This window comes from Sphingobacterium thalpophilum (genome assembly GCF_038396785.1).
Taxonomy (GTDB): Bacteria; Bacteroidota; Bacteroidia; order Sphingobacteriales; family Sphingobacteriaceae; genus Sphingobacterium; species Sphingobacterium thalpophilum_A.
On the sequence record NZ_CP151087.1, the window covers coordinates 1,209,258 to 1,233,393 of the forward strand.

At 37.6% G+C, this 24,136-nt stretch carries 24 protein-coding genes; 8 read left to right on the forward strand and 16 right to left on the reverse strand.

From position 1 onward, the window contains the following. Positions 1 to 4: 4 nt before the first annotated feature. A complete protein-coding gene (gene gndA / locus AACH28_RS05585; RefSeq protein WP_341832461.1) occupies positions 5 to 1,423 on the reverse strand; it encodes an NADP-dependent phosphogluconate dehydrogenase in 1,419 nt (472 codons plus the stop codon). 497 nt (positions 1,424 to 1,920) lie between these two features. Continuing rightward, positions 1,921 to 2,304: a hypothetical protein gene (locus AACH28_RS05590; RefSeq protein ID WP_341832462.1), complete on the reverse strand. Its 384-nt coding sequence runs from the start codon at positions 2,302 to 2,304 to the stop codon at positions 1,921 to 1,923. Between the two features lie 210 nt (positions 2,305 to 2,514). On the opposite strand from AACH28_RS05590, the gene AACH28_RS05595 reads away from it, so the two are divergent. Further along, the gene (locus AACH28_RS05595) at positions 2,515 to 3,444 is read left to right on the forward strand and encodes a hypothetical protein (RefSeq protein WP_341832463.1); all 930 of its coding nucleotides are present in this window, start codon (positions 2,515 to 2,517) and stop codon (positions 3,442 to 3,444) included. A 259-nt stretch (positions 3,445 to 3,703) separates the two neighbouring features. Here the strand turns inward: AACH28_RS05595 and AACH28_RS05600 are convergent, their stop codons facing one another. The 4 genes from AACH28_RS05600 to AACH28_RS05615 form a co-directional block, all read right to left on the reverse strand. After that, positions 3,704 to 4,090 carry a hypothetical protein gene (locus tag AACH28_RS05600; RefSeq protein ID WP_341832464.1) on the reverse strand — a complete coding sequence of 129 codons (387 nt, stop codon included), beginning with the start codon at positions 4,088 to 4,090 and terminating at the stop codon, positions 3,704 to 3,706. A gap of 482 nt (positions 4,091 to 4,572) precedes the next feature. Continuing rightward, on the reverse strand, positions 4,573 to 4,950 hold the full coding sequence (locus AACH28_RS05605; protein WP_333889064.1) for a PD-(D/E)XK nuclease family transposase: 378 nt from the start codon (positions 4,948 to 4,950) through the stop codon (positions 4,573 to 4,575). 393 nt (positions 4,951 to 5,343) lie between these two features. After that, positions 5,344 to 6,411, reverse strand: a complete 1,068-nt coding sequence (locus AACH28_RS05610; RefSeq protein WP_341832465.1) for a DNA polymerase beta superfamily protein — start codon at positions 6,409 to 6,411, stop codon at positions 5,344 to 5,346. After that, positions 6,408 to 7,154, reverse strand: a complete 747-nt coding sequence (locus tag AACH28_RS05615; protein ID WP_341832466.1) for a DNA polymerase beta superfamily protein — start codon at positions 7,152 to 7,154, stop codon at positions 6,408 to 6,410. The genes AACH28_RS05610 and AACH28_RS05615 overlap by 4 nt, the downstream gene beginning before the upstream one ends. Positions 7,155 to 7,427: 273 nt before the next feature. Here AACH28_RS05615 and AACH28_RS05620 point away from each other — a divergent pair, with 273 nt between their 5' ends. Both AACH28_RS05620 and AACH28_RS05625 read left to right on the forward strand, forming a co-directional pair. Next, positions 7,428 to 7,907, forward strand: a complete 480-nt coding sequence (locus AACH28_RS05620) for a hypothetical protein (protein WP_341832467.1) — start codon at positions 7,428 to 7,430, stop codon at positions 7,905 to 7,907. A 9-nt stretch (positions 7,908 to 7,916) separates the two neighbouring features. Next, on the forward strand, positions 7,917 to 8,858 hold the full coding sequence (locus tag AACH28_RS05625; RefSeq protein WP_341832468.1) for a hypothetical protein: 942 nt from the start codon (positions 7,917 to 7,919) through the stop codon (positions 8,856 to 8,858). Between the two features lie 187 nt (positions 8,859 to 9,045). On the opposite strand, the gene AACH28_RS05630 is transcribed toward AACH28_RS05625, so the two are convergent. Continuing rightward, complete coding sequence (locus tag AACH28_RS05630; protein ID WP_341832469.1) at positions 9,046 to 10,686, reverse strand: hypothetical protein; 1,641 nt, start codon at positions 10,684 to 10,686, stop codon at positions 9,046 to 9,048. A 124-nt stretch (positions 10,687 to 10,810) separates the two neighbouring features. Here AACH28_RS05630 and AACH28_RS05635 point away from each other — a divergent pair, with 124 nt between their 5' ends. Further along, positions 10,811 to 11,281 (forward strand): DinB family protein, encoded by a 471-nt coding sequence (locus AACH28_RS05635; RefSeq protein ID WP_341832470.1) that lies wholly within the window; start codon positions 10,811 to 10,813, stop codon positions 11,279 to 11,281. Between the two features lie 90 nt (positions 11,282 to 11,371). Here the strand turns inward: AACH28_RS05635 and AACH28_RS05640 are convergent, their stop codons facing one another. Genes AACH28_RS05640 through AACH28_RS05650 form a run of 3 tightly spaced genes read right to left on the reverse strand, consistent with a single transcriptional unit; the run spans position 11,372 to position 12,708 of the window. Continuing rightward, positions 11,372 to 11,809, reverse strand: a complete 438-nt coding sequence (locus AACH28_RS05640; RefSeq protein ID WP_341832471.1) for an MBL fold metallo-hydrolase — start codon at positions 11,807 to 11,809, stop codon at positions 11,372 to 11,374. Further along, positions 11,803 to 12,078 carry an MBL fold metallo-hydrolase gene (locus AACH28_RS05645; RefSeq protein ID WP_341832472.1) on the reverse strand — a complete coding sequence of 92 codons (276 nt, stop codon included), beginning with the start codon at positions 12,076 to 12,078 and terminating at the stop codon, positions 11,803 to 11,805. Before AACH28_RS05645 ends, AACH28_RS05640 begins: the two co-directional genes overlap by 7 nt. Positions 12,079 to 12,132: 54 nt before the next feature. Continuing rightward, positions 12,133 to 12,708 (reverse strand): Crp/Fnr family transcriptional regulator, encoded by a 576-nt coding sequence (locus AACH28_RS05650; protein WP_341832473.1) that lies wholly within the window; start codon positions 12,706 to 12,708, stop codon positions 12,133 to 12,135. A gap of 84 nt (positions 12,709 to 12,792) precedes the next feature. Here AACH28_RS05650 and AACH28_RS05655 point away from each other — a divergent pair, with 84 nt between their 5' ends. Next, positions 12,793 to 13,968 (forward strand): IS4 family transposase, encoded by a 1,176-nt coding sequence (locus AACH28_RS05655; RefSeq protein WP_341832474.1) that lies wholly within the window; start codon positions 12,793 to 12,795, stop codon positions 13,966 to 13,968. Positions 13,969 to 14,352: 384 nt separating this feature from the next. On the opposite strand, the gene AACH28_RS05660 is transcribed toward AACH28_RS05655, so the two are convergent. The 4 genes from AACH28_RS05660 to AACH28_RS05675 are packed head-to-tail and all read right to left on the reverse strand — an operon-like array spanning position 14,353 to position 18,574. Beyond that, positions 14,353 to 15,942: an MFS transporter gene (locus tag AACH28_RS05660; protein WP_341832475.1), complete on the reverse strand. Its 1,590-nt coding sequence runs from the start codon at positions 15,940 to 15,942 to the stop codon at positions 14,353 to 14,355. 2 nt (positions 15,943 to 15,944) lie between these two features. Next, positions 15,945 to 16,991 (reverse strand): HlyD family secretion protein, encoded by a 1,047-nt coding sequence (locus AACH28_RS05665; protein ID WP_075992146.1) that lies wholly within the window; start codon positions 16,989 to 16,991, stop codon positions 15,945 to 15,947. Positions 16,992 to 17,001: 10 nt separating this feature from the next. Then, complete coding sequence (locus AACH28_RS05670; RefSeq protein ID WP_088161192.1) at positions 17,002 to 18,336, reverse strand: TolC family protein; 1,335 nt, start codon at positions 18,334 to 18,336, stop codon at positions 17,002 to 17,004. Further along, positions 18,323 to 18,574, reverse strand: a complete 252-nt coding sequence (locus AACH28_RS05675; RefSeq protein WP_075992144.1) for a hypothetical protein — start codon at positions 18,572 to 18,574, stop codon at positions 18,323 to 18,325. Before AACH28_RS05675 ends, AACH28_RS05670 begins: the two co-directional genes overlap by 14 nt. Before the next feature lie 92 nt (positions 18,575 to 18,666). Here AACH28_RS05675 and AACH28_RS05680 point away from each other — a divergent pair, with 92 nt between their 5' ends. Continuing rightward, the gene (locus AACH28_RS05680; protein WP_341832476.1) at positions 18,667 to 19,446 is read left to right on the forward strand and encodes an AraC family transcriptional regulator; all 780 of its coding nucleotides are present in this window, start codon (positions 18,667 to 18,669) and stop codon (positions 19,444 to 19,446) included. Positions 19,447 to 19,515: 69 nt separating this feature from the next. Further along, positions 19,516 to 20,088 carry a hypothetical protein gene (locus tag AACH28_RS05685; protein ID WP_341832477.1) on the forward strand — a complete coding sequence of 191 codons (573 nt, stop codon included), beginning with the start codon at positions 19,516 to 19,518 and terminating at the stop codon, positions 20,086 to 20,088. A 437-nt stretch (positions 20,089 to 20,525) separates the two neighbouring features. Here AACH28_RS05685 and AACH28_RS05690 read toward each other — a convergent pair whose 3' ends face one another. Continuing rightward, positions 20,526 to 21,677, reverse strand: coding sequence for an iron-containing alcohol dehydrogenase (locus AACH28_RS05690; RefSeq protein ID WP_341832478.1), 1,152 nt, complete (start codon positions 21,675 to 21,677; stop codon positions 20,526 to 20,528). A 132-nt stretch (positions 21,678 to 21,809) separates the two neighbouring features. Next, positions 21,810 to 22,694, reverse strand: coding sequence for a helix-turn-helix transcriptional regulator (locus tag AACH28_RS05695; protein ID WP_341832479.1), 885 nt, complete (start codon positions 22,692 to 22,694; stop codon positions 21,810 to 21,812). 476 nt (positions 22,695 to 23,170) lie between these two features. Between AACH28_RS05695 and AACH28_RS05700 the strand changes: the two genes are divergently transcribed. Continuing rightward, a complete protein-coding gene (locus tag AACH28_RS05700) occupies positions 23,171 to 24,049 on the forward strand; it encodes a helix-turn-helix transcriptional regulator (protein ID WP_341832480.1) in 879 nt (292 codons plus the stop codon). Positions 24,050 to 24,136: the final 87 nt, after the last annotated feature.

Consider the following 24,136-nt stretch of genomic DNA (forward strand, 5'->3'; position numbering starts at 1 on the left):
AGATTCAGTTATTTGGGTTTTGCCATGAGGTATGAAAGACTCCTGCTCTGTCAGTTCTTTGGTAAGTGTGTGCACCAAAATAATCACGCTGAGCCTGAAGCAGGTTTACAGGTAAAGATGCTGTGGTATAAGCTTCGAAATACCCTAGAGCCGACTGAATTCCTAAGCTTGGAATTCCGTTTGATACAGCAAAAGCAGCTGTTTTTCTTAATGAAGAAATTTTATCTTTTACAATTTCTGAAATTTCCTGATCCAATAAAATATTAGATAAGTTCTCGTATTTTGAATAAGCCAGATAAAATTTCTCCAATAAAACCGAACGGATGATACATCCACCCCTCCAGATTTTAACAACATCTTTTAACGGAATTTCAAACTGATATTCTTCAGAAGCTTTTACCAATAATGCCAAACCTTGCGCATAACTGATTAAAGTAGACAAATACAAAGCTTCCCCCACCTCTTTGATGAACAATTCTGTATTTTCAGGAGTTTTTACTTCTCCTTTGGCATATAATTGAGAAGCTTTCACGCGCTCATCTTTGTAAGCGGATAAAATTCTTGATGTTACTGCAATATCGATGGTTGGAATAGACACCCCAACTTCCATAGCCTCCTGGGAGGTCCATTTTCCGGTTCCTTTTGCTCCTGCTTTATCCAAAATCTTGTCGACAAGAAAATCGTCTGTTACATCATCTTTTTGCTGAAAAATATCTCTTGTTATTTCAATAAGGAAAGAATTCATCTCGCCTTCATTCCATCTTTTGAAAACTTCATACAATTGGTTATTGTTAAGATTAGCTCCTTTTCTCAGTAAATCGTATGCTTCACTGATTAATTGCATGATGGCATATTCAATACCGTTGTGAACCATTTTAACGTAATTCCCTGCAGCTCCTTTTCCCATATAAGCGGTGCAGGGCTCCCCTTTTACTTTTGCTGAAATAACTTCCAGCATAGGCTTCACCAAATTGAAAACTTCCAAATCTCCACCCGGCATAATACTCGGCCCTCTTCTTGCCCCCTGCTCTCCTCCAGAAACTCCCATTCCCATAAAATGAAGGTTTTTAGAAGCTAAATCAGCTATACGTCTCTCGGTATCTTTGAAATAAGAATTTCCCGCATCAACGACAATATCTTTTGGACTCAGAAGCGGTGTTATGCTTTCAAGAACAGCATCAACCGGTTTACCTGCAGGAACCATCAAAATAACTTTTCGCGGACTGTCTAAACTCAACACAAATTCATCTAGAGAAACAGTTCCAACAACCTTTGTACCTGAAGCCACTCCTTTACGAAGTTCGATTACCTTTTCTTCATCTAAATCGAATCCTACGACAGAAAAACCATTATCGGCAATATTGTAAAGCAGATTTCTTCCCATTACACCCAGACCAATGACCCCGTAATTATACTTTTCCATTCTTACTTAAAGTTTAGTTTATGCATCAAATTTACTGAAATGCATGCCAGCAAAAAAATTATCTAAAATTTTCTTTCAATTCTGACTTAGTTATCATCAACTGGAAAATATCATTAGTTATTTGGTTACGAGCTTCCAATATAAAAGAAGAGTGCCTTAAACAAGGCTAGTCAATACAAGTCTTAACATATCCGAATTCAAGATTATTTTAGTACCAGCATACGCTAACTTAACCAAACAGTTATCCATATCCTTCTTCTGCAAGATTCGGCAAAATATAAAAACCCACGCATCTTCGACAAGCTAATTAAAACAGTCGCCCTTATTGACCGTCAAGGGAGGCTATGTTAGCTAGATGTCCGCTTTGGTTAAGTGTAATAATGCTTAGCGAATACGGATTTCATTTAGTTTTTTAAGATTCTTATCCGTCCGCGGCACTAATGTCACCATATATAAATCTTCTAAGCCACCAAAAAACTTAATGGGAGAAATAGAAATTAGCATAATATTGCTTTCATCGACAAGAACTTCATTTGGATCGCGCTGTACAAAGTGATCTTCAATCTAGAATATTGCATGTTCAGATTTGTATATTTTTTTTTAATATCAGACAAGCTCATTAAAACAGGGTGGTATCCAGGCTTTAATTCAACGAGCATTACCTGCCTTGTCTTGTCAACATCTATTGATTGAACCTCTTCAGGTTTTAATGATCGCATAGCATCGCCTAAGTAGGTTCTACCTTGCATCTCTATCTTAGGCAAAGGTCTTTCATCAAGATCTTTGTAAACAACCTTAGGCAAAGTATCCGTTTTACTATACAAAGGCTTCAATTGCTGCCATGGGTTAAACTTAAACCGAAAAATGACAAAAGAGCGCATAAAAGTATTTTTTTCATTTTTACCAGTTATAATTTCTTTTAATATATCGTTGGTTATGAGGTTATTTATTAAACAGCATCGCATTGTTCATTTATAGCTATTCTGTTTCCTCGTATATTTGACTGAATATATTTTTCTCTTTAATAAAAAACATCGATCTAAATATTTCCCCAAACGTAAATTAACAAATATATTTAGTATATTAGATTGTTGAACCAATTAATTTATAGTATGCGCTATTACCTTATTTTAATTTCCGCCCTATTGCTAACAGGCTGTAAGAAAGAGATCGATCCTACCCAAGGTAAGGAGGTATTGAAAGCGGGGTTTGTATATGTAAATCCAGAAGGCAAACAGCTAAAAGACCCTACTATTATTGTCCCTCCCAAGCTCTCTGCTATGCCTGCCAACATAGATTATATCCCTTATGAAGGAGCAACTTTCAAAAGTGATATAAAAGTAGTAAGAAATAAAATAGAACAGGATTACTCGGGAACTCCTGTTGTAAAATGGGTATTATATGATTTGGATAATAAAAGGGTTGTAAAAACGGAATCGGAGTCGGATATTAATCTCGATATTGCAAGTGTGGGTAAATACCGACTAACGCAATATATTTTCAAAAATGAAATAGAAAGTGAAACACTGAATATGGCCGTGGATTCGGCGTCCAAGATCGTGGAGATTTCAGCCATAAAATCCATTGATTCAATTGTGATTGATAAGCTATCATCGCATAGTCCATATCTGACTTTTTCTTTTAAAGAAGACGAAGTCTTTGATGCCGTTGTCTCGTTATACAACTCTTTGGAAGACGCTGAGAACAGCAAACCACCAATCGCAGAAACAGAGGTAAATAAAGCGTTGAAATTGGGCGCATCTCAAATAGCATTCACCAATACCGATCCTATTTTTATCCCAACATTTGATTTTCCAGAAAAGGATGATTTTTACCTACAATTAACCTACATGCAGCATGGCAAAAAATTCAGGATACTCGATAATCGCTTTGGCTCAATTTTCAAGTATTATAAAACAGGCTATCTGACAGCGGATAAATCCGCCCTTCAGGAAGAAAGAAAATTAAAATTTGGGGATATGACACTTACAATTAGCTCTTCATTTACTTTTCAACGATAACTAGGCGTTAAAACGATCACTGAGTGTTAATTAGTGCAAATTAATTATCCATTCCTTTTCTATTCACCTTGCGACCCGGTATTTAACAACACATTGACGTAAGGGATAACCTCAAAAGAAGGGATCACCTGTAGCCATTAAATTATTGAAGTCTTTTTGTTCAAGCTTTATTTGGGCTTTTGTAAAAATCACTGCTGCCAAAAAGATAAGACTTAAAAAGTATTTCATCATTATTCGTCCAATTCGTTTCACGAAAATGTTACATCTTCTGCGCCAAAGGCCCATCTTTAGTGACCAGACTAGACCAACCGGGAAAAGACCCTACGGTTAGCTTTGCGATCAATCTGGACGCTAGAAATATATTGGCCACCGTTTCTTTCCCAAAATCCCAGGTCACCACAACAGGTGAAATCGCATCAAATGGTTGAAGGTTTTCTTTGACAAACTTCGCAGGATTTAAAAACGGTAGATTCTCCTTTTTATGCCATTCAGATTCTCTCGGAGTAGGAACGCTATTGTATAACCAAATATCTCCAACTATTCTTTCCTCATTCAATAAGTATGCATAACAAACCTTATCGTCATCTTCGATAAGTACGGCGAATTCTGGACGATCGGTTGATACATATTTTGTTAAACTTCCCATAAAATAGCTAATTTAAAACAACGAAGTCTGTGCCGTATTACTCCGCAATGGTGGCAATCCTTCCCTATCGAAAGCTTCATAACCGTGACTTGTTCAAAGAGATTGTTCAGCATAGCGCTAAGATAACGTTTATATCAGAAAAAAGGCTGGATGGATCCAGCCCTAATATATAGTTATGATCCCAATAATGGGATAGTCAGTTTTTAAAAAAATAAAAAACCTTGAGGAGGGGGATCTCAAGGTTTTTACTACCTGTTATTAACCTAATTTATGAAAGTATTGGTATAACAATGGTTGATTCGATTTCGTTTGATCTTTTTATAAAAAAGTTGAGTTCGTCTCTTCGGCCTTACAAATATTTTCATTTAAATGAGAGCCTATTCAAAATGGTATTGATTAAGAAACCAACTTAACCTATAAAAAGAAAAAAGGCCGCTTAGACAGTATCCAAGTGGCCGTAAAACCATATATGGTTATATTCTCTATTTTCCTTTAGCCTTCTCTTCCTCGATCTGCTTTACAAAATCTACAGTGACGTCCGCTAATTCGGCTATCTCCCATATCGAAAACTTATTCGAAGACAAAAGGTTTTTTATTGCTTTTTCGCGCCCTCGTTTCAGGAGCTCCTCCTGACTACTTCGGATGCTCTCCGCATCCCATTTATTCCTTAAACTTGCGTTGTACATCTCTCGTTCCTCCAATTTTAGTTTGCTATACTCTGCTAACTGAAATAAATTCTCAAAAATAGGCTTACGCAAATAAATGGAAAGTCCATTTAGCGAAGACATATTTTTGAGTACATACAGCCAACGATGTAAATCATTAACTAACTCTGCCTCAGCTTTAACAAAGTTAACCAATTTATCATTAATTTATTTCTCTATTTAGGAACGATAGAGCCCTTCGGGATTCTATATAGATAAAGCCTAGATCGTCGTAAAAAGTGATCATCTAAAATCAATGGCACATTTTTTAAGGATAAATTATTATTTTCGTTTTTCGGCCGTTAAAGAGGTTGAACATTATTTCGCCAGGAAGCTATATGTCAAATTGACTGTCCACACAGACCATAAGCTGCTTATAGGCAAAGAAAAGACCGCCCAGTTCCTCAGTTGGCTGTAAGATCGTTAAGATACAAATGTCCGCTTTATGCTTGAATATGTCCACTTAAAAGTTAACATGTTTTGGTCTTCGATCTAATTTAAAGTTCGTAAGATCATTTGGAATAACAGATTAGATCCTTGCATTAGGAATTATAGCTTGATCTGATAAAGCTGCTTACGCATGTCAACCAATTGCTGCATTAGCTTATCCTGATCTGGCACTGCCGGAAGTAAACTGTGCAAGCAGAGTTCCTGCACTTCCTGAAAGAGCTCTTGCGACCAGACAAAAAGTTCATCATAGCTATAAGCACCATTTTTGATGCGCAGGAGCTCTTCCCTATTGAAACGTTGTACCTGTAGTTCACTTTTAGACAAAATCTCTTTTGCCTGTTGCAATAGACGTATGGTATGCATCATATTTTTGGCATCATAGCCCTGCCCGTGATTCATTGTCCCTCGAAAGCGCGCTTCATTGCGTTCTGAAACCCAACTAAAATATTCATTATAGGACTTACAATACGAAGAGTAAGCTTCGTGATTAACAAAGAGGTACGCACAAAGTGTTTCTTCCTTACGGATAGAACTGCAGGAAACCTCAGTGCTCTCTGATGTAGCAACGATGCCTTTGTAACCCAAAGTCTGAGTCTCATCATAATACAGGGCATACATCCCCTTTGCATGTTCGATCTTCGCTAAACCACAGTTTTCCTGTTTCCACAACTGCTTGCTTAACCAGGCTCTTAACGATAAACTACCATTACCAGCTATGATAAAGCAGAAATCCAGTAAACTTTTACGTTCTCGATCCATCGGATTGTTGATTTTCTTGTTCAATCCTTTTGCCTTCCGCACCTGTTCCATGGCGTATTGCGCAAAGGTCATTGCGGCCTCTCGGGTGATAAAATCCTGCATTTTAAATTGATCAAACAGAGGATCTTTGTATAGTATGCAATCGGTAGGACTAGCCAAAAGCTCCAATACAGTAGGATTACTCTTTGAAAGAAGCTCCAAAAAGCGCCCAAGCTCATAGTAAACTTCATCATTGCTTGCATTTGCAACCTGCGCAATATATTGACCGCCCAAGTAATATTCCAGGGGCAGATAAAATACCCCCCTGATGTCGGTATCGGAAGATGATGTGGCCAATCCATATGCCCCGCTACCGACAACGGCCTCAAACAGGATCAGCCCGCTATCTCGAAGTTCGTCTATAGTCATCTTAATACGGTTTTAAAGTAATTCTCCAGTCCTTCCTTATCCGATACGGATACGGGAGCCTGTTTTACTTGATACTCTAAATCTATTAACCTTGTTTCAATATAATTCCTTATGGGCGCTGAACAGTTGTATTTAAACCCCTCATCTACTTGACTCTTCAACAGCTGCAATTCCAACACTTCCATTTTTACAACATCAGGCAATAATACGAATAGTTCTGCCAATGTCATAGGCGCATAACTGCGATAGGTGATATTCCAGTCTGCTGAAAGTAAAGATCTTAGGATATAAAATAAGCTCTTGAGCTTCATCGTTTCTCGTTGGAGATCTTCAATTTTGCTACGAACAATCCCTAAATAATGATGGGCGTGCCTACGTGCGTCAAAATAATTTCCGATCATTGTCCTAAAACTTGTTTTGAATCCGTTAAACTCGTAATAGACGACTGGCGACTGTATCCATTCAAATGGACTCACATTACTCTTATACAATAATGTGAGTACTTTAAAGAGGTCCCAACCTACCATATCGAGGTCATCGATTATTGGAAATCGCATTTCGGTCGCCAGCGGAAACAAGCGGGTGTAGTCCTCCGCTTTTCGCACATAAAAAAAACGTACGTCGTAATCACTGTCGATTGATGGGAAACCCCAACCCCGACTTCCTGATTCACAGGCGAAAAGTATACGTATTCCTTCGCTCGCTTCTATTTCCATTAGCTTTTTGATGATATGTGCTTTCATTTCTTCGTGTTTTTTAATTTTTCATTAACACAAAGATCGATTGCGATACTGAAGCCTTTTTGCGCATAAAAAAAGAGCATAAAAACAACAGGAGATCACTCAATATCAGGCATATAATTTTCCATGAAAAATCGAACCTTACATAGGAATATAAAAGTACGCAGAGAGATTGCGTAACATAATGTAGCAACTCTTCCATTCGTCAAACCTAAAACACCGACTTGCATTAATACTCAATAATATATAGATTTGAGATTCCCAATAAAACCATATATGAAATTTTTATTTCCAGTCATCTTTATAGTCTCTTTTTTTATCGGATGTAAAAAAAACGAAGAAAAAGAAAACGGCATAGGTACAATTACAGTAAACAAAGCTATTTATGCCTTTGATAAGGGATCTAAACAAACATCGATCGGAAATCTAATTGTTGATGGTAAGCTAGTAGACGGAATAAATCATCTGTACACTTTTAGCTCTGCGACTAGTAAAAATAGCATAAAATTACTGTTTTTTACCCGTAACAATCAACTTTCTTTTGGCAGCTATTTTATCAATTCTGTCTCAACGATTGTGAAAAATAATGCTATAGATGTATCCTATAAATTAGAGGAAGATTACGGACAAACCGACAGAATCAACGTTACCAAGGGAACATTGGTAACCAAAAAATATGGAAATAGAGAAATTTTAGAATTCGAGACCAATGCAGGGAACAGAATCACTTTAAAATGGGATGGTGAATTCAAATAAAAGTCAAAAATGAACATTGTTAAGCTTAGAACAAAGTGCCTTAAAATTTGGTTGATCGTTATCTACCTATTATTCTATACTGAAGGATTTAGTCAGACCAAATATTTCCTTTTTGAAGAAGATAGCAAGGAGTTCGTAACGTCATCCTTTAGGTTAAATACCTATCCGTTATATAAGATCAAGCGTGAAGTGCATCTTTTTAATGTAATGAGTAGGGTACAGACGTTTATCGGTAATAAGGGTATATATAATGGACAACATGATTATAATATCATGCTATTTTCCATTCTACCTGATTTAGATGGTTCAGAAGATTGGTATGAAATCAACCCTGATACTGTACGTTCTTCGATGATTAACTTTAAAGATCTGGAAGAGCTTCATAAAAAAAATACGTTATCGTACTTCAACACCACTGTGAAGCAAACAACAAAGTATTTTAATGCGTATAAGCTAATTATAAAAAAAGGAGATACTTATTATGCACCAAAGTATTGTTTGTTACAGTTTTATGCAGTCCGCAATCGTCCGCAAGCTTTTACGAATGTCTATGGGACTATCAATACCCAAGATTCAGCCTATAGTGTACTTCAATTCGAAAAAATATTTAAAGGAGCTTACCCTAGTTTACAATTCCCTTTATATCGAACAGGTGAAGACCCGCTCTCCTTTTTAGATTGGTCCCGGGATAGAAGAGAATATCTATCCAAAAAAATCACCTTAGCACAGCATGCAACGGGATATCAGTTTTGGACCTATGTGGATTGGACACAACATGAGTATAATTATGATTTTGAGCGAGGAATTGATCGATTTGTATATACTCCGGAAAAGGGAATCATCGGGGGCTCATTTGACTTCTATTTTTATTACCACAGAAAAAAGCTACCCATAAAATACACGGATTTTCTAAATAATATCAGGGAGGAAAAGGTGATGATCGCTGAGTAATTTAATTTTAATGCCTAAATTTAAAAGCGGACTCCTAAGTTTAACTATTGGTTATCTATTCGAATTACCCTTCAAGATTGATATGATTTAAATGAAGAAGTATTTCAAGAAAAAATTCACAGTGCTCCCAAAATACACCGATAAGTTGCGGCTTCCAGTTCTTCTGACCAAAACTCATATCAGTTTATCATTCCACTTCAATAATTTCTTGATGAATTATAGCCCCATAGTAATCTCTCTTGAGATATCTATATATTCCCTTTGGAAGCTCTATCTGTACCGAATCCTTTTGGGAAAGTGACAAGTAAACTGGGATCGCTGTTTTATCCAATTGATATTCCTTTTCATGATAGATGTAAATGGCAGATTTGCCTGATTTGGTCGAATCAGTACTTAATAGACGATATCTTCGATTTAAATCATTGGATCCAATCACTATTTTATCGCTATTCAGATTATTTGATAAATACAAGTCATTACCATTCAACACCTTGTTATCCATAACGTATATTGAATCGTTAATTTCTTGCATAGCTAAAAATTTAACTTGATTAATCGTATAGGGATCAATTTTAGTCAGTTTCTTAAAATACTGAGCCATACTTTTATTTTCTCCGGTATCCCCCTCTTCAATATGTCCTCCTCCGGCTAATACAATAACTTTAACTTGATTTTTTGTAGCGATTTCACTTTTTTGAATAAGATTCTTAGCTTGTTGGAGATCTCTTTGACTTGCATTGCCAAAATCTTCATAGCCAATCACTTTTAAGCCATAAATTCTTGCCGTTCTAATGAGATTCGCCATATTAGGGTCCCTAGTGTAAAATCCACTCTCAACATTTGGGAATCCCAATCTATTAATCCGGTCTTCATCTTCGGATAGACTTTCTAAAGCCAGGACATTAAAACCCTCTTTGGAAAGTTTTGGTAGCAAAAGATTGATTAACAAACGGCAGCGTGGTTGTAAATGATTCTCGTTAAACATAAGCACTCGATGTGCCTTAATTTTTTCGACTATCTCGTCGATTGTAACAGCCGTTTTTTCGACTGCTTGTTGTTCTTGTTTAGTCGCGCTATCATATTGAACACTTTCACCAAGAAACGAACTATATGATTTAAATAATTCGTTCGCAAATTGGCTGTTTTCGTTTTGCAGAACAATCTTTTCTAAGGTATCTCTTGGATATACATAGTTAACATATCCCCTATCTTTAAAAGCTGACTCAGCTATACTAAAATAATCGGGTTCTTCATCCGGTTTTTGCTCGACAAATTTTGCTCCGTAAGCCAAAGAATTGTATGAACTTTTTATGCTGTTTAAAACATCCTTAGCACTTTCTTGCATATCGGTGATTTCCGTCCTAACCTCGCTAATCAAAAGAAATGAATCTTTTTTATATGGGATCGCTACACTACTTATTATATTATCTCTATTTTTCTGAATACTTCGATAATAAATACAATGATACATAGAAGTATCTGCAGTGAACTTTGAGACATCTAAAAAAGTTTCCAAACTACCCACAAAATACATCGGGTTTCTTGTCACATCATATGTACCCCACAAAACAATATTCTTTGATGGAAACTTTATTTTTCTCTTTCGAAAAACAGACCTGACATCTTTTAAATCTATATACTTAGATCCGAGGTTTGCGTTCCCATAGAAATCAATCTTTAGTCCTAATGAATCATTTGTCAATTGATTCATTCCCCCTTGAGTAAACTTATTTAATTTAGCTATTGGTCTATTTACAGGTGTACAGCTAGAAAGAAAAAAAATAAATACCAAAATCTTATAGTGTATATTTAGCTTGAGATGGATCATAATTACAAGATTTTGGTTTAGAATATTTATTAACTGGACTTTGAATATTTACTTGTTAATATATGTATATTAGACTAAATTCACAATGAGTTTATTAAATTAATTTAAAATATTAGCCAATACTATGACGAATGAATTATTTGAATTCGAAATTTTAAAAGCCAGCAGAACCAGATTATTACAATTAATAGAAACAGTTGATAATAACATATTATTTAAGATTCCAGAAAGCTTTAACAATAATATCGTTTGGCAAATTGGTCACTGTATCACTTCCCAACAGCGACATATGTATATGCGTAGTGGACTTCCAATGCATATATCACAGGATTTTATGGAAACGTTCAAAATTGGAACTGCACCGCATACTTGGAAAAATACGCCAAACCTTGATGAAATAAAACATCTATTGCTTTATACAGTAAACCAACTTAGTAAAGATTTAGCATCGGGTATATTTGTTGAATACCAACCATTCAGCTTACCAATTGGCTTCTCCATTAATAATCACATCCAAGCACTTAAAGCGGCTAACTTTCACGAAGCCGAGCACAGCGGAATAATATTAACTTACTTAAAACTTCTTAGGCAATAAGATGTTCCCAGTTTTCATAAAAGTCCTGAATTTGAAAAATTCACTAGAGCATCGCAAGAAATAAGGAACTTCTTATTTTTTTTTTTACTTTCATACAGGGGCCGTGGTTCGCGAATTGAACAACGATACGCATTCCGCTACAAATTGCTCAAACTTTCGGTCCGTATTTCGCATCACCAGGCCATGACCGAAACATATGATGGAGGGATTCAGTCCTGCCAACTTCTGAAGCGATCTAATATTGTGCTGTTGATCCGACGTGAATATTTTTGGAGGGAGCCCTAGGCCAGTCACTGTTGTGAGCAGGTTCATATTTGTAGCGGCATCCCCGATTATCAATACACCATCTCGCTCACGAAATAAAGAAATATGACCGCTTGAATGGCCTGGCGTTTCTATGACCCGAAAGTTTCCGATGCTACCATTTTCAACGAGTGTACCGTCGACTTTGTGGCCCTGTCCTGCCCAGTATTTTTGTTGAAGTTTTGCGATCCAATGTTTGGGATTTGGATAATCATTGGTTACCATACCTGTTCCGTCCTAGACACTTCATTTCCATGGCAAAGTAAAGGTATTCCAAACTCATCACAGAGCTGATCACTACAGCCCTGATGGTCTGCATGCGCATGCGTAAGTACATGTTGGTGGACAGGTATTTTCTGAAGGGCATCCTTCAGCACATTGTATGAACTTCGTATCCCACAATCAACCAATACACCCTCTACAATATAGCAGTTGATACTGTTTCGTGGCATCAATGGAACATGGAACACTTCTTGGGCAATTTGATGTAACATAGCTTTTTTGTGCAAATCTATATCACTGAACAGAAATACATAAGGACATTTGTCCTATAATACTTTGGGGCTGTGTATTTGTCCCTTCGCCCGTGTAAGAGATCTCTGTGTAATGCCCAAATAGGATGCCAGGTCCTGTGTCGCTATGCGCTGAACAAGCTTGGGTTCATTCGAAAGAACATAGTGATATTTATCCAGAGCTGACTTATTATTGTAATTCAGGAGATATTGTTCCTTTTGGCTATATTCCCGTTCCATCACAGCTTGTATAACCTTGTGCCAAGAATTCACTTGACCAAGCAGGTATTGATAATCAGTATAGCTTATCCTATGGATTATACTATCTTCCACAGCCCTGATGCTCCTTCTGGATTTTTCCTGAGCGACAAACTCAGGGAATGAGGTTACAAATTCATTTTCAAATTTAAAGCAGGTTATATTTTCTTTACCTTCCTTGTCAATAGCATATGCTTTTACCGCACCACAGGATATGAATCCAATATGACGACAAGGTTCGTCCATATGAATAAAAAAATCACCCTTCTTCAAACCAAGTGATTTGAAGAACTGAACAGAAAAATTTATTTCGTCAGCAGACAACATCCCTATCGAGAATAGATATTTTTCCACTTGCGTCCTAAACGTTTAAAAAGTGGCGGTGTTTGGATATAGCAAAGTTGCTATATTTAAATTGCAAAATTATAACACACCGCCATGATAAATTTAAATGTTTTTAGTCAGATTTTATCTCTTATCGACCGCGAATTATTCAAAGATTTGGTTTCAAAGCACAAAAGTGATAAACACCAGAAAGGGATCAACAGCTGGACGCATCTAGTCAGTATGCTTTTCTGTCATTTTTCCTCGGCAGATTCGGTCCGTGATATTAGTAACGGTCTACGCAGTACCACTGGTAATCTGAACCACTTAGGTGTAGTAAGAGCTCCAAGTAAGTCTAATATATCCTATATCAACACACACCGTACCCATGAACTTTTCAAAGATCTTTACTATTCTGTTTTGGATAGGCTTTGGCAAAAGGACACCCATTTTCGCAAAGATCTTGGTCAGCTAAAGCGTAAAGTATATCTGATGGATGCAAGCATCATCCCCTTATGTCTATCTGTATTTGACTGGGCAAAGTTTCGCAGCACCAAAGGTGCCGTAAAGCTGCACACTGTCTTGGATTATGATGGCTGCCTACCTGTTTTTATGCAGATTACCGATGGAAAAGTACATGAGAGCCAGCGTGCCGGTAGTTACAGTTTTTCCAAGGGAAGCGTGGTGGTAGTGGACCGTGGCTACGTGGATTACAGCTGGCTTGGGGATTTGGACAGCAGGGGGTGTTATTTCGTTACCAGGAGTAAAGTTAATATGAAGTACAAGGTTATCAAGTCCTATCAGAGTGAAGCACTCATGGAAAAGGGGATCCTTAAGGATGAGCTCATTGAGCTATCCGGTGCTGCCTGCAATAAATACAATTCCACACCGTTACGCCTGATCCACTTTTGGGACAGCACCACTGGCAATGAGTACCACTTTTTGACCAATAATACGAAGTGGAAGGCTTCTTTGGTGGCAAACATCTATAAACAACGCTGGCATATCGAAGTCTTCTTCAAGCATCTAAAGCAGCGCTTAAAAGTATCGACATTCATAGGGACTTCTGAAAATGCAGTGATGATCCAGATCTGGACTTCACTCATTGGCATATTACTGTTAAAATATTTACAAAAAAAGGCCAAATATGACTGGAACCTGTCCAATCTGGTCGCATTCATCAGAATGAATATCTTCGTGAAGATAAACATCTGGCAATGGATAGATGATCCCTTTCTCAGGCCGCCTATAAAAGGAAAAAAGGGACAGCTAAAGATCTTCGCAGATTGAAAAATAGGGGTCAATATCGAAATGATGAAAAAAGCTATGCCTGTACCACAGAAATCCAATCCTAAAATTTATTTAGGACAGATGTGATATTTTTCAAGCACATCCGTCATATCATCTTATTTTGTCCTCTATTGCTGATCTTAAAAAATTTGGAGCCTATACCAAATCCGGCATACAAAATTAAGAATAATTGCATTAACACATTTGACTGCTAAAAAAGGCGTCATTACGACAAATTATTTATAAAATTTGGGATCAGAAAATTTCCTTCAAACGAAATCGGTTGCGTAATCTTGTAGCCTATAGGCTCATGCGCCAAGTGTTCGATCCCGGCCTTGGAATTACATAATACTTTGCTTTGATAATTTCTGAAATAACAATACCTTAATAAGGAACATTTCCTTTTCTTAATCTCAAAACAACATGTTGAATTTGAGGCAAAAGCAGCAGAATAATGATGACAAAAATCAAACCTGTCAACATCAGATCATAATAGTCCCTGATAGCGCGAGCCAATATTTGCTGACCGATCATTTGATTAAAATAGCCGGAAGATACTGTTTTTGACGTATACATATCACTGCCTGCATTTATGTACTGGTTTTGAATATGCAGTAAGGTAACAGGCAATTGAGGGCTGGTTTCGGTGAGCGATTCCCGCACCTTTTCCCTTACGGATGATTTTGCAAATAATTGAAGCTCATTATTAAGTGCCAGACTAGCTGTAAAGCCTATGAACCTTGAAAATATACCAATCAGAGAGGCATGGACGGCGATTTTGGAAGGCGCCGACGATGCCGCAAATGAAACAATCGGAACAAACAATACACCTGTTGCCACACCATAAATAAACATGGGCAGAAGGAAATCGGCTGTTTCGCCCTGTACAGAAACAAATAGTATCATATAGGCATAATATACTGCCATCAACCCAAAACCAACAATAATCATCCGGATCAGGTTATAGCCCATCAAGACAAATCGGGAAATGATAAACATACTCAAAACAGTTCCAACAATTACGGCAATCCATATCGGAATGGTACTCAGTGGATGGTTTCCTAAAATCGCTTCAAGATAACCATAGGCAAGCCCAGTACTTCCTTTAAAGATATAAAAGGTAAAAAGAAGCAAAAGCCCAATAACGAAATTCTTTGTTCTAAAGATCTGTAAATTGATTAATGGTCGCTTAAGTTTCAATTCTCTGCTAATAAAAAGAGAAAGAATAATTAAATTAACTAAACAAAGTGTACTGATTAATGAACTATCAAACCATCCCAATTGTCGTCCGTACACAAGGATGTATCCAACTATCAAGATAAAAGACACATAAAATAAATAGCCTATCCAGTCCACCTGATACAGAGGTATTTTTCTAGTAAACCGGGCCTTACTGTTCATGGTAAGTAAAACAACACCTGTCAGCATAATGACTACAATAATAAATCCGTAGAATATCCAGTTGAAATCAAAGAAATGAATGACGACACTGATATAGATGGAGTAAAATGGTACAGCGATTTGTATACTGCCATAAAGGAGACTATAAGCAATCACACGGGCACGTACAGACTGTAACCGTGGAAAAATAAGCTGTAACACAATTCCCGACATCAATGCACAGGTAATACCCTGCAAAAACTGACAGAAAACAAATAATGCCCAATCTCTGAAATAAAAACAGACCACAGCACATAGTGCATTTACCGCAAGTGCCAGCAGTAGATATTCCCTTGGTGCGAAATATTTTACGATTCTAAAATCCAGAGCCAGAAAGGCTACGGTAGAACCATAAATAACGACCATACCATATTGTACATCGGTAGCTTGTGTTCCGTAAAAGCCCATCGCAGCAACCGGACTTCCGTAAAAGGCAAAACTAAACAGACTGCTCATGAGAATAGCAAATATGACGGACCTTGCCATCCATTCTGATACCCAGGATTTAAAAATTGGTATTTTATGTGCTTGCATCGTTAGTTTTTTAAAACGTAAACATTCGCATTCATTCCGGCAGAAAGCTTAGTTAATTTTTCGGACATATCGGTCAGTTTAATCCGAACAGGAATACGTTGGATGATTTTAACAAAATTACCGGTAGCATTATCTGGCGGAAGCAACGAATAACGGGAGCCTGTGGTTGGCGAAAGGGATTCGATTGTACCTGTGAATTTTTCATTTGGAAAAGCATCGACTTCAACAGATACCGCTTGACCGATTTTGAATTTCCCAATCTGTGTTTCCTTAAAATTTGCCATTACCCACTTTTCCTCGGCTCTGTTCACCAAGAATGCCAAAGTCTGTCCGGGCTGTATCAGTTGTCCTGCCTGAATGGTCTTCTTCCCAATTTGTCCATCAAAAGGTGCTGTGATAACGGTATATCTAATGTCCAATTCTTGTCTTTCGAGAAGTGCTTCTTTTATCTTTATCTCTGCCTCTATGGCATTGCGCTGTACCCTGAAATCGTTTAGTTTAGATTCGGCGACCTGTAAAGAAGCTTTTGTCTGGTCATAATCTGATTGGGTGATGGATAAAGTAGCACTGATGTTGTCGAATTTTTGTTGTGTGGTCGATTCGTCCGCCAGTAGATTTTTATACCGGTCAAATTCTTTTTGCTGCTGATTCAATCGCGCTCTAGCACCTCCCAATTGGGCTTTGATGACTGCAATACTTTTAACCTGCGTTCCTTCGCTTGCCGCCAAGATCGGTAATTTTGCCTGTGAGCTCATGAGTTCTGCGGACGCAGCATCTCTTTTCAGCCCGTACTCATCCAATTCAATCACCACAAGTGTATCGCCCTTTTTAATCTGCTGATTGTCCTTATAATATATTTTACGGATATAGCCCCCTACTTTTGCGTTTATCGGGGAAAGATAGGCATCAATCTGAGCGTCGTTGGTCTGTTCATAGCGATATCCCTCAAAAAAATAAGCTACTGCCCAAATAATGATTCCTACGAATAATGTGATACCAAACCATTTGGTTAAGCTTACAACAATTTTATCTGTTTTATTTTTGTTCATGATATTTGTATTAAAGAATTCCGATAATTGCCAATAGCCTGATATGCGTAAGTTTGACGTTTGTTTGTGCCGTTGTCAGATTAAACTTAGCTTCCAGTAAAGCATTTTCGGCTTCTAGAAGATCGGTAAGAAGTGATTCCTGGTTTATGTAGCTACTTCTGATAACACGAACAGTTTCGGCGGTTTTAATGATATTTTGCTCCGCTGTTTCCATACTCTCCAAAGCCTGTTGCCGCTGCAAATAAGCTTCTTTTACCTGAAGATAGATTTCATCTTTTTTAATGTTCGCTTTTTCTCTTGCCTCATTACTGACCACTTGGGCATGAGCGATGGAATGCTTGCTTTTGTATAGATTATCGATAGAAAACTGGACTTTAACCCCTGTCTGACCAAATCCCCATAAATCATTAGAATACGGATAGAATGAAATCTGCGGATAGGTGTAATTGTAAGTTGAATACAAGGAGACTTTAGGTAACAGCATCGCTTTTACCTGCTTGATGTTCATTTCGCTCAATTTGACAGTGCTATAGGCGATCTTGTATGCCGGCGATTTGTTAAAAGCGATGTCTACATAATCCTCATAGTCACCTTCAGTGATAGCGCTTAACTCGATTGTATCTTGGTATTTTATTGCCAGCTCAGCATCATTTTCACGCCCCATCAGGATATTGACCTGTTGTTTAGCGATTTCAATCTTCTTCGTAACATCAGAAAGGCTGAGCTCCAGTTGAGCTAATTTTACGGAGGTTCTCAATACATCGCTCTTTAGCACAGTGCCGTTTTTATGCAGGCTTTCTACGAGTGCCAGTTGTTTTTTTTCTGCGCCGATTTCTGCATCAAGAAAATCATGGAAATGCAGAAACTTGTATAGATCAAAGTAAGCCGCTGCAACATTATATTTTACACTGTGCTTTTGCAGATCAACTTCATATTGTATGCGTACCGCTTCTTCCTTTTTCATGACAATGTTTCTTTTGTCTTTACCACCATTGTAAAGATTGACGTTCAGGTTGTAACCCACGCCATAACCATAACCTTTTACAGGCACATCCTGTGGAGAAGAAAATAATCCATTGTCATAGATCAGGAATTTGGAATTGAGTTTTGCATCTCCACCAACCGAAAGTTCCGGCAACAAACGGTCTTTCGCTTCCAATATTTCTAAATTGCTCTGCTGGAGATGTAGGTCGGATAGTTTCAGTTGACGGTTATTTGTTTCGGCTACTTTCCAAATTTCTTCCAAACTTAATACCCGCGCATTTTCTATATGCTGGGCATAGAGTGATTGTACAAATAGGGCTAACAATATGCCCAAAATAGGGACTGTTCTATATTGTTTCATCGGTTTTCTTTATATATTTCTTTCCTTTTACTAGCCATGGTTTTACGATCTTTTTCAATTCATCAAAGGCAAAAGTTAAATCTACCATTGGCATAAAAGCATAGTTATACCCATAAGCAAACCAGAAGATATATGCACTGTCAATTTCTTCATCTGAATGATGTGATTTATTATCAGATTTTTGAGCTTGTGTTTCAAGTTTAAAATCTTTGTGAGATGTTATAATTTTATATTTCATAATGACTTTACTATTATTTACACGGCAAAATTATCCAGCATGGCGAAGTATGGTTTCATATAATTAGCCTAATATTTATTAAATTTGGCCACATGGAAATTCTTAGTCAAATAATACATATTGTTGATCAAAACCCTGATTCAATCCTCGTGATGCGACAGCAAACGGAGCAGCGTTTGCCTGCTCACCAGCACAATAAAGCTCAGTTGTTATTAGTTTATGGCGGGATTGCTTACTTGCAGACTGACGAAAAGGACTTCTATATTCCCTCAAATCATTATATTTGGATACCAAAAAATTATCGGCACAACCTGATGTTCAATACGCAGGACCTGTTTATTATCAATATCTATTTTCCGGAAGAAAGTGCTGGTAATTTTTATGAGGAATTGGGCATTTATCCAGTGAGTAAGCTCCTGGCAGAAATGCTCTCATTTAGTGAGAAGTGGCAAGGTGATTATTACAAAGGTTCGTGGGAGTATGAATTTTTAAATACGCTGAAAGGCGTATTATCAAAAGAAAATCTCAAAAAATTCTCCATACAACTTCCTACAACAGACGATCAAAGGCTCAATACCATAATCGACAGTTTTAGAAATCGGTTAAATGAAAATCTAAGTTTAGCGATGATTGCTCAGCAATCGGGAATGAGTGTTCGCAGCCTCACCAGATTATTCCAAAATAAATTGCATATTACATTTGTTCAGTACTTAAAAATGCTACGAATTATTAAGGCAATGGAATTAATCAACGATACAGATTTCAATATGACTGAGATTGCCTACGAGATTGGCTATTCAAATATAGCGGCTTTTAGTAATAACTTTTATCTGCTTACCAACATGAGACCTACTGAATTTAAAACGAAATAGCCTCTTTCCATTATGCAAAGCAACAATTGGTTCAACAAGTTTAAAAACATTCAGCGAAAAAGAATATTTTTGTTAATTACATTATTAACTATTTTCCACCATATAAGCTCTGCTCAAAAAGATCCGCTGCTTAGGGAAGCACTTTCCATGACAAGAGCGTCTATTTCCGGAGATATTGAAGGTATTCTAAGTCAAACATCGCCCCGCATAATCGAAAGCATGGGCGGGATTGAGCCAGTAACAAAGGTGACCAAAGAACTCTATTTTTCTCTTATAAAATACGGGGTTAAAATTGATTCCATGATCAATTATGTTGATATGGATATCTCAAAAATTGATGGGATAGCGTATTGCTTTATTCCCCAAGTACTGGTCATGTCCATGCCTGAAAAAGACAAAATGGCGATCACTTCAGCTAACTTATTAGCGCTAAAAGAAGACGATACCAAAAAATGGACTTTTTTTAATTTCAATAAAATGAATCAGGAAATGATCAATATGTTTCTTCCTGAATTTAATGGCAAGATTTCCCTTCCTCCAGATCTAGAAAAAAAGACATTAGTTGTGCGGAAAGAAGAAGTAGCTAAAACTGTCAATCAGCTAATGAAACTTATAGATGAATCTGTCAAAAAGCATCATTAGTTTTTAAGTTATTTGATCTATCTGCTTTACTTTTTATTTAATACCGTTTTCCGCAGGTCCTTTACTCTTGGTGCATCAGTCTTATTATCTGCCATAATACTAAATTAAGTTTACCCCATTTTCCGCTATAACACAATTGCAAGGTGAAAAGGTTCAAAATACAATAACTTATTAGTGCAGCTCTATAGAATTTACCGCTGCATGCTATAAAGAATGAAGCTAATCTTCATGAATTGAATTAACGTTGCAAACGACAGAAATTTACCGATACCCTCAATCGACAGCATCTTTATCGATACAGCATCTTTTATTTTAAACGATTGAAACTTAGTTTGGTTTATAAGACATTGGTTGCGATTGCAGCTGGAGCAGTGCTTTTTATTCAGAAGAAAGCGATTGCGCACCTTCGCTACAACCGCTTTCTGTGGTCTGTTCGATTAATTCTCGTAAATCACACCTTCGTAGCAAGCGTTATAAAGATCTTTTAAGTCCTGTAGGCTAGGCTTACGCGGGTTAAAGCCAGTACATGGATCTTGTAAAGCATTTTGAGCCATATAATCCAGATTTTTTTGCCAATCTTCCTTGGAAATACCAAATGCCTTGAGGGAGCCAATATTGTTGACCGCAGCTCTTAGTTTTTCAATTTCCTGTGCCAATCCTTCGGCCGAATCTCTACCGACAAGTTTAGCCAAATCAGGATATCTTGTTGTAGCTGTCTGATTAAAACGGATCACATTAGGCAAGAATATCGCATTGGAAGCTCCGTGAGGGACGCCGTAGAGTGCACCTACCTGATGCGAGAGAGAGTGGACAATACCCAACCAGGCATTGTTGAAAGCCAGTCCGCCCATAAAAGATGCATCGTGCATATTTTGGCGAGCATTAATGTTTGTCGGGTTATTGACCGCCTCTTCCAGATTTTCGAAAACAATTTCCAGTCCCCCTTTCGACAAGGCATCGGCATAGTTATTTTCGATGTTGGACACATAGGCTTCCACACAGTGTGTAAGAGCATCTAGACCAGTATTGGAGGTAATATGTGCAGGCATCGTGGCACAAATTTCTCCATCGACAATAGCGATATCCGGCGTCAATTCATACGATACGATTGGATACTTCACCCCTTTTTCCCGATCGGTGATCACAGCCAATCCTGTGGTTTCCGTACCTGTACCGCTTGTTGATGGAATGGCAATGAATTTAGCCTTTTGACGCAATGTTGGCACGTTAAACGGTTGCGTCATCGCTTCAAAATTTGCATCGGGATATTCATAAAACACCCACATCATCTTTGCCGCATCAATTGCCGAGCAACCTCCTAGACCAATGATCCAATCAGGCTGAAAATCAGTCATCACTGCAGCACCTCGAAGGCTTGTCGCTGATGATGGATCTTCTTCGACACCGTCAAAAACAGCAGTTTCCAATCCTGCTTCGGTCAAATAACTTATGGCACGGTCCAAAGTTCCGCTTTTTTTCATGGATTGACCACCAGTTACGATGATGGCTTTTTTTCCAGTTAGATTTTTCAATTCCGACAATGTACCAGCCCCGTGGAATACTTCGCTGGCAACAAATAACTTGCTCATATATTTTATATTAAATTTCTGATGCAAAGTTACTGTGCCCGGGAAGGCAAATGTTATACTTTACTTACGATATGATATACATTTGATCCAATACAACCATAGGATAGAAACGCATCAAATCACATAATAGACTTAAGTCTTATACATTTGCGCCAATTGGTGCTGCAGATTGGTTGGCGTTTCATCCAGTTTGGCGCGCACAAACTTGTTCAGTGCCGCAGGTGAATTGAATCCGAGTTCAAAAGCAATCTCCTTATGCGAGTAGTTGGATAACAGCAGTAATTGTTTGATTTCATTCATAATCCGCGCATGAATGGTCTCTATGGAGGTCAATCCTGCAATCTTCCGGGTAATTTCATTTAACTTTTTTGGAGACAGCTGTAATTTTTCTGCATACCAGCCCACGGTACGCTCCGTTTTATAATGCCTTTCCAGCAATTCCAAAAATTTACCATAGATCTTCGCGTTTTCATTGCTGAGCTGGCTGTTTCCCCATTTGGTATGGACAAATTCAACCAATTTGAGTAAGATGATTTTGATGTAGAAACGCGCTTGCTCCTTCTTGATCGATGTTAAATCCTGATATGATTTTTCGACCTGCTCCAGTAGCATCTCTATTTCTGAGGTTTCTGCCTCGGGCAATTCAATATGATTGAGCTTTACGGAGATATTGTAGTTGTAAATACTCAATTCGTTTTTCAGGATATCCGAACAGAATAGTACTTCGTCAAACAGGATCAATTTGCCTTCAAAGTCGTCGCTTAACAACTCTTTGGAGGAGAGCTGACCGGGAAAGATGACACATATATGAGGTGCATTGACGGTATAACGGCGGTCTTCCACCTGCAGATTGAGCCGACCTTTTTTAACAAACAAAAGGCAAAAATGGTCTTTTGTATGAGGTTCTCTATAAGCTGCGAGAGCTTCCCTGTCCAAATCAAAAATATGAAAAGGGGTGATCGCCCTTTCAGCTTTATATTGTATATCTTTTAGATGATAAACTATCATAGAGGCCATGATAAGCATTTATTCTGAATTCGTCAAATTTACTTTTTCGTCAAGCTAGCGTGAATAGAAAGCCTATTTTCTCTTTCACATCAGAACATCCGAAGCTCTCCAATGAACGTTATCCAGTGAGAATTGTTCCTTAATTTTAAAAAAAAGGACTAATCTTTCGACTAGCCCTTAACTAAATTATAAACGAATCCTTTATGGATCGGAGTATACTTTCTAAAAGCCCAGTCCCTAAACCTAAGCTTAAAAATGGCCAGGCATTAAACCTGACCATACAATTAAATCAACCGAAACTAAACTTCCTAAATTGAATCGATCGTCAATAAATAGACAAATGCTTGAAGTGATTGGTTTGATAAAAATAAAAAAAGGTCGAGTTTAGCACTGTGATAATACAGCCGTTGAGATAATACAGCCGTTTATTTAGGTTGTTTTTGCACTAAATACAACGTTATATTTGAATTTCTTAACTTTGTTCTATGGAAACAAAAATAGTCCGAAGTGTCTCTGAATTCAATAGTGAACTGAGATTGCAGGGATTTAAAGCATTTCAGATTGAGGATGACAGTAATGCTACACGTGTTTATAGTCGTAAAGATTTCTTTAAAATATGCCTTACAACTGGTAAAAGTAAGATTCATTACGCAGATAAAAGCTTTGAACAGGAAGGCACGATACTATTTTTTGGGAACCCGCATATCCCCTATTCCTGGGAAACCATTTCTACGACCTATGCAGGTTATACATGCTTGTTTTCGGAAGACTTTTTAAAACAGGCCGACCGCGCGGAAAGCTTGCAGCAATCGCCGTTCTTTAAAATCGGAGGTACACCTGTCTTAAAAATCACTGAGGATCAACGCTTGTTCCTTAACACACTTTTCGAGAAGATGATCGAAGAGCAAGAAAGTGATTATACGTTTAAAGATGAACTCATACGCAATTACATCAACTTGATCATTCACGAAGCCCTTAAACTTCAGCCGTCAGAAGTGTATACCCCTACCAAGAATGGTACAGCACGTATCGCATCGGTGTTTTTGGAACTATTAGAACGTCAATTTCCAATCGAAACACCTGCAAGTCCGCTCAAAATGAGAACAGCGCAAGATTATGCGCAAAACCTCAACATCCATGTCAACTATCTGAATCGTGCTGTAAAAGAAATTACGGGCAAATCTACAACGACGCTGATTTCAAAAAGAATCTTGACAGAAGCAAAAGCCCTACTGCAACATACAGACTGGAATATTTCAGAGATAGCCAGCGCACTGGGATTTGAATATCCTACTTATTTCAATAACTTCTTTAAAAAACTGACGGGAACAAACCCGAAATCGCTCCGGGAATCTGAGGTTTGAAATTCTTAAGTTTTAGTTTGATAATCGTTAACACCTCCCCTTTATACTGATCTACCTTTGTATCTGTAATAATTAATGTAATACAGA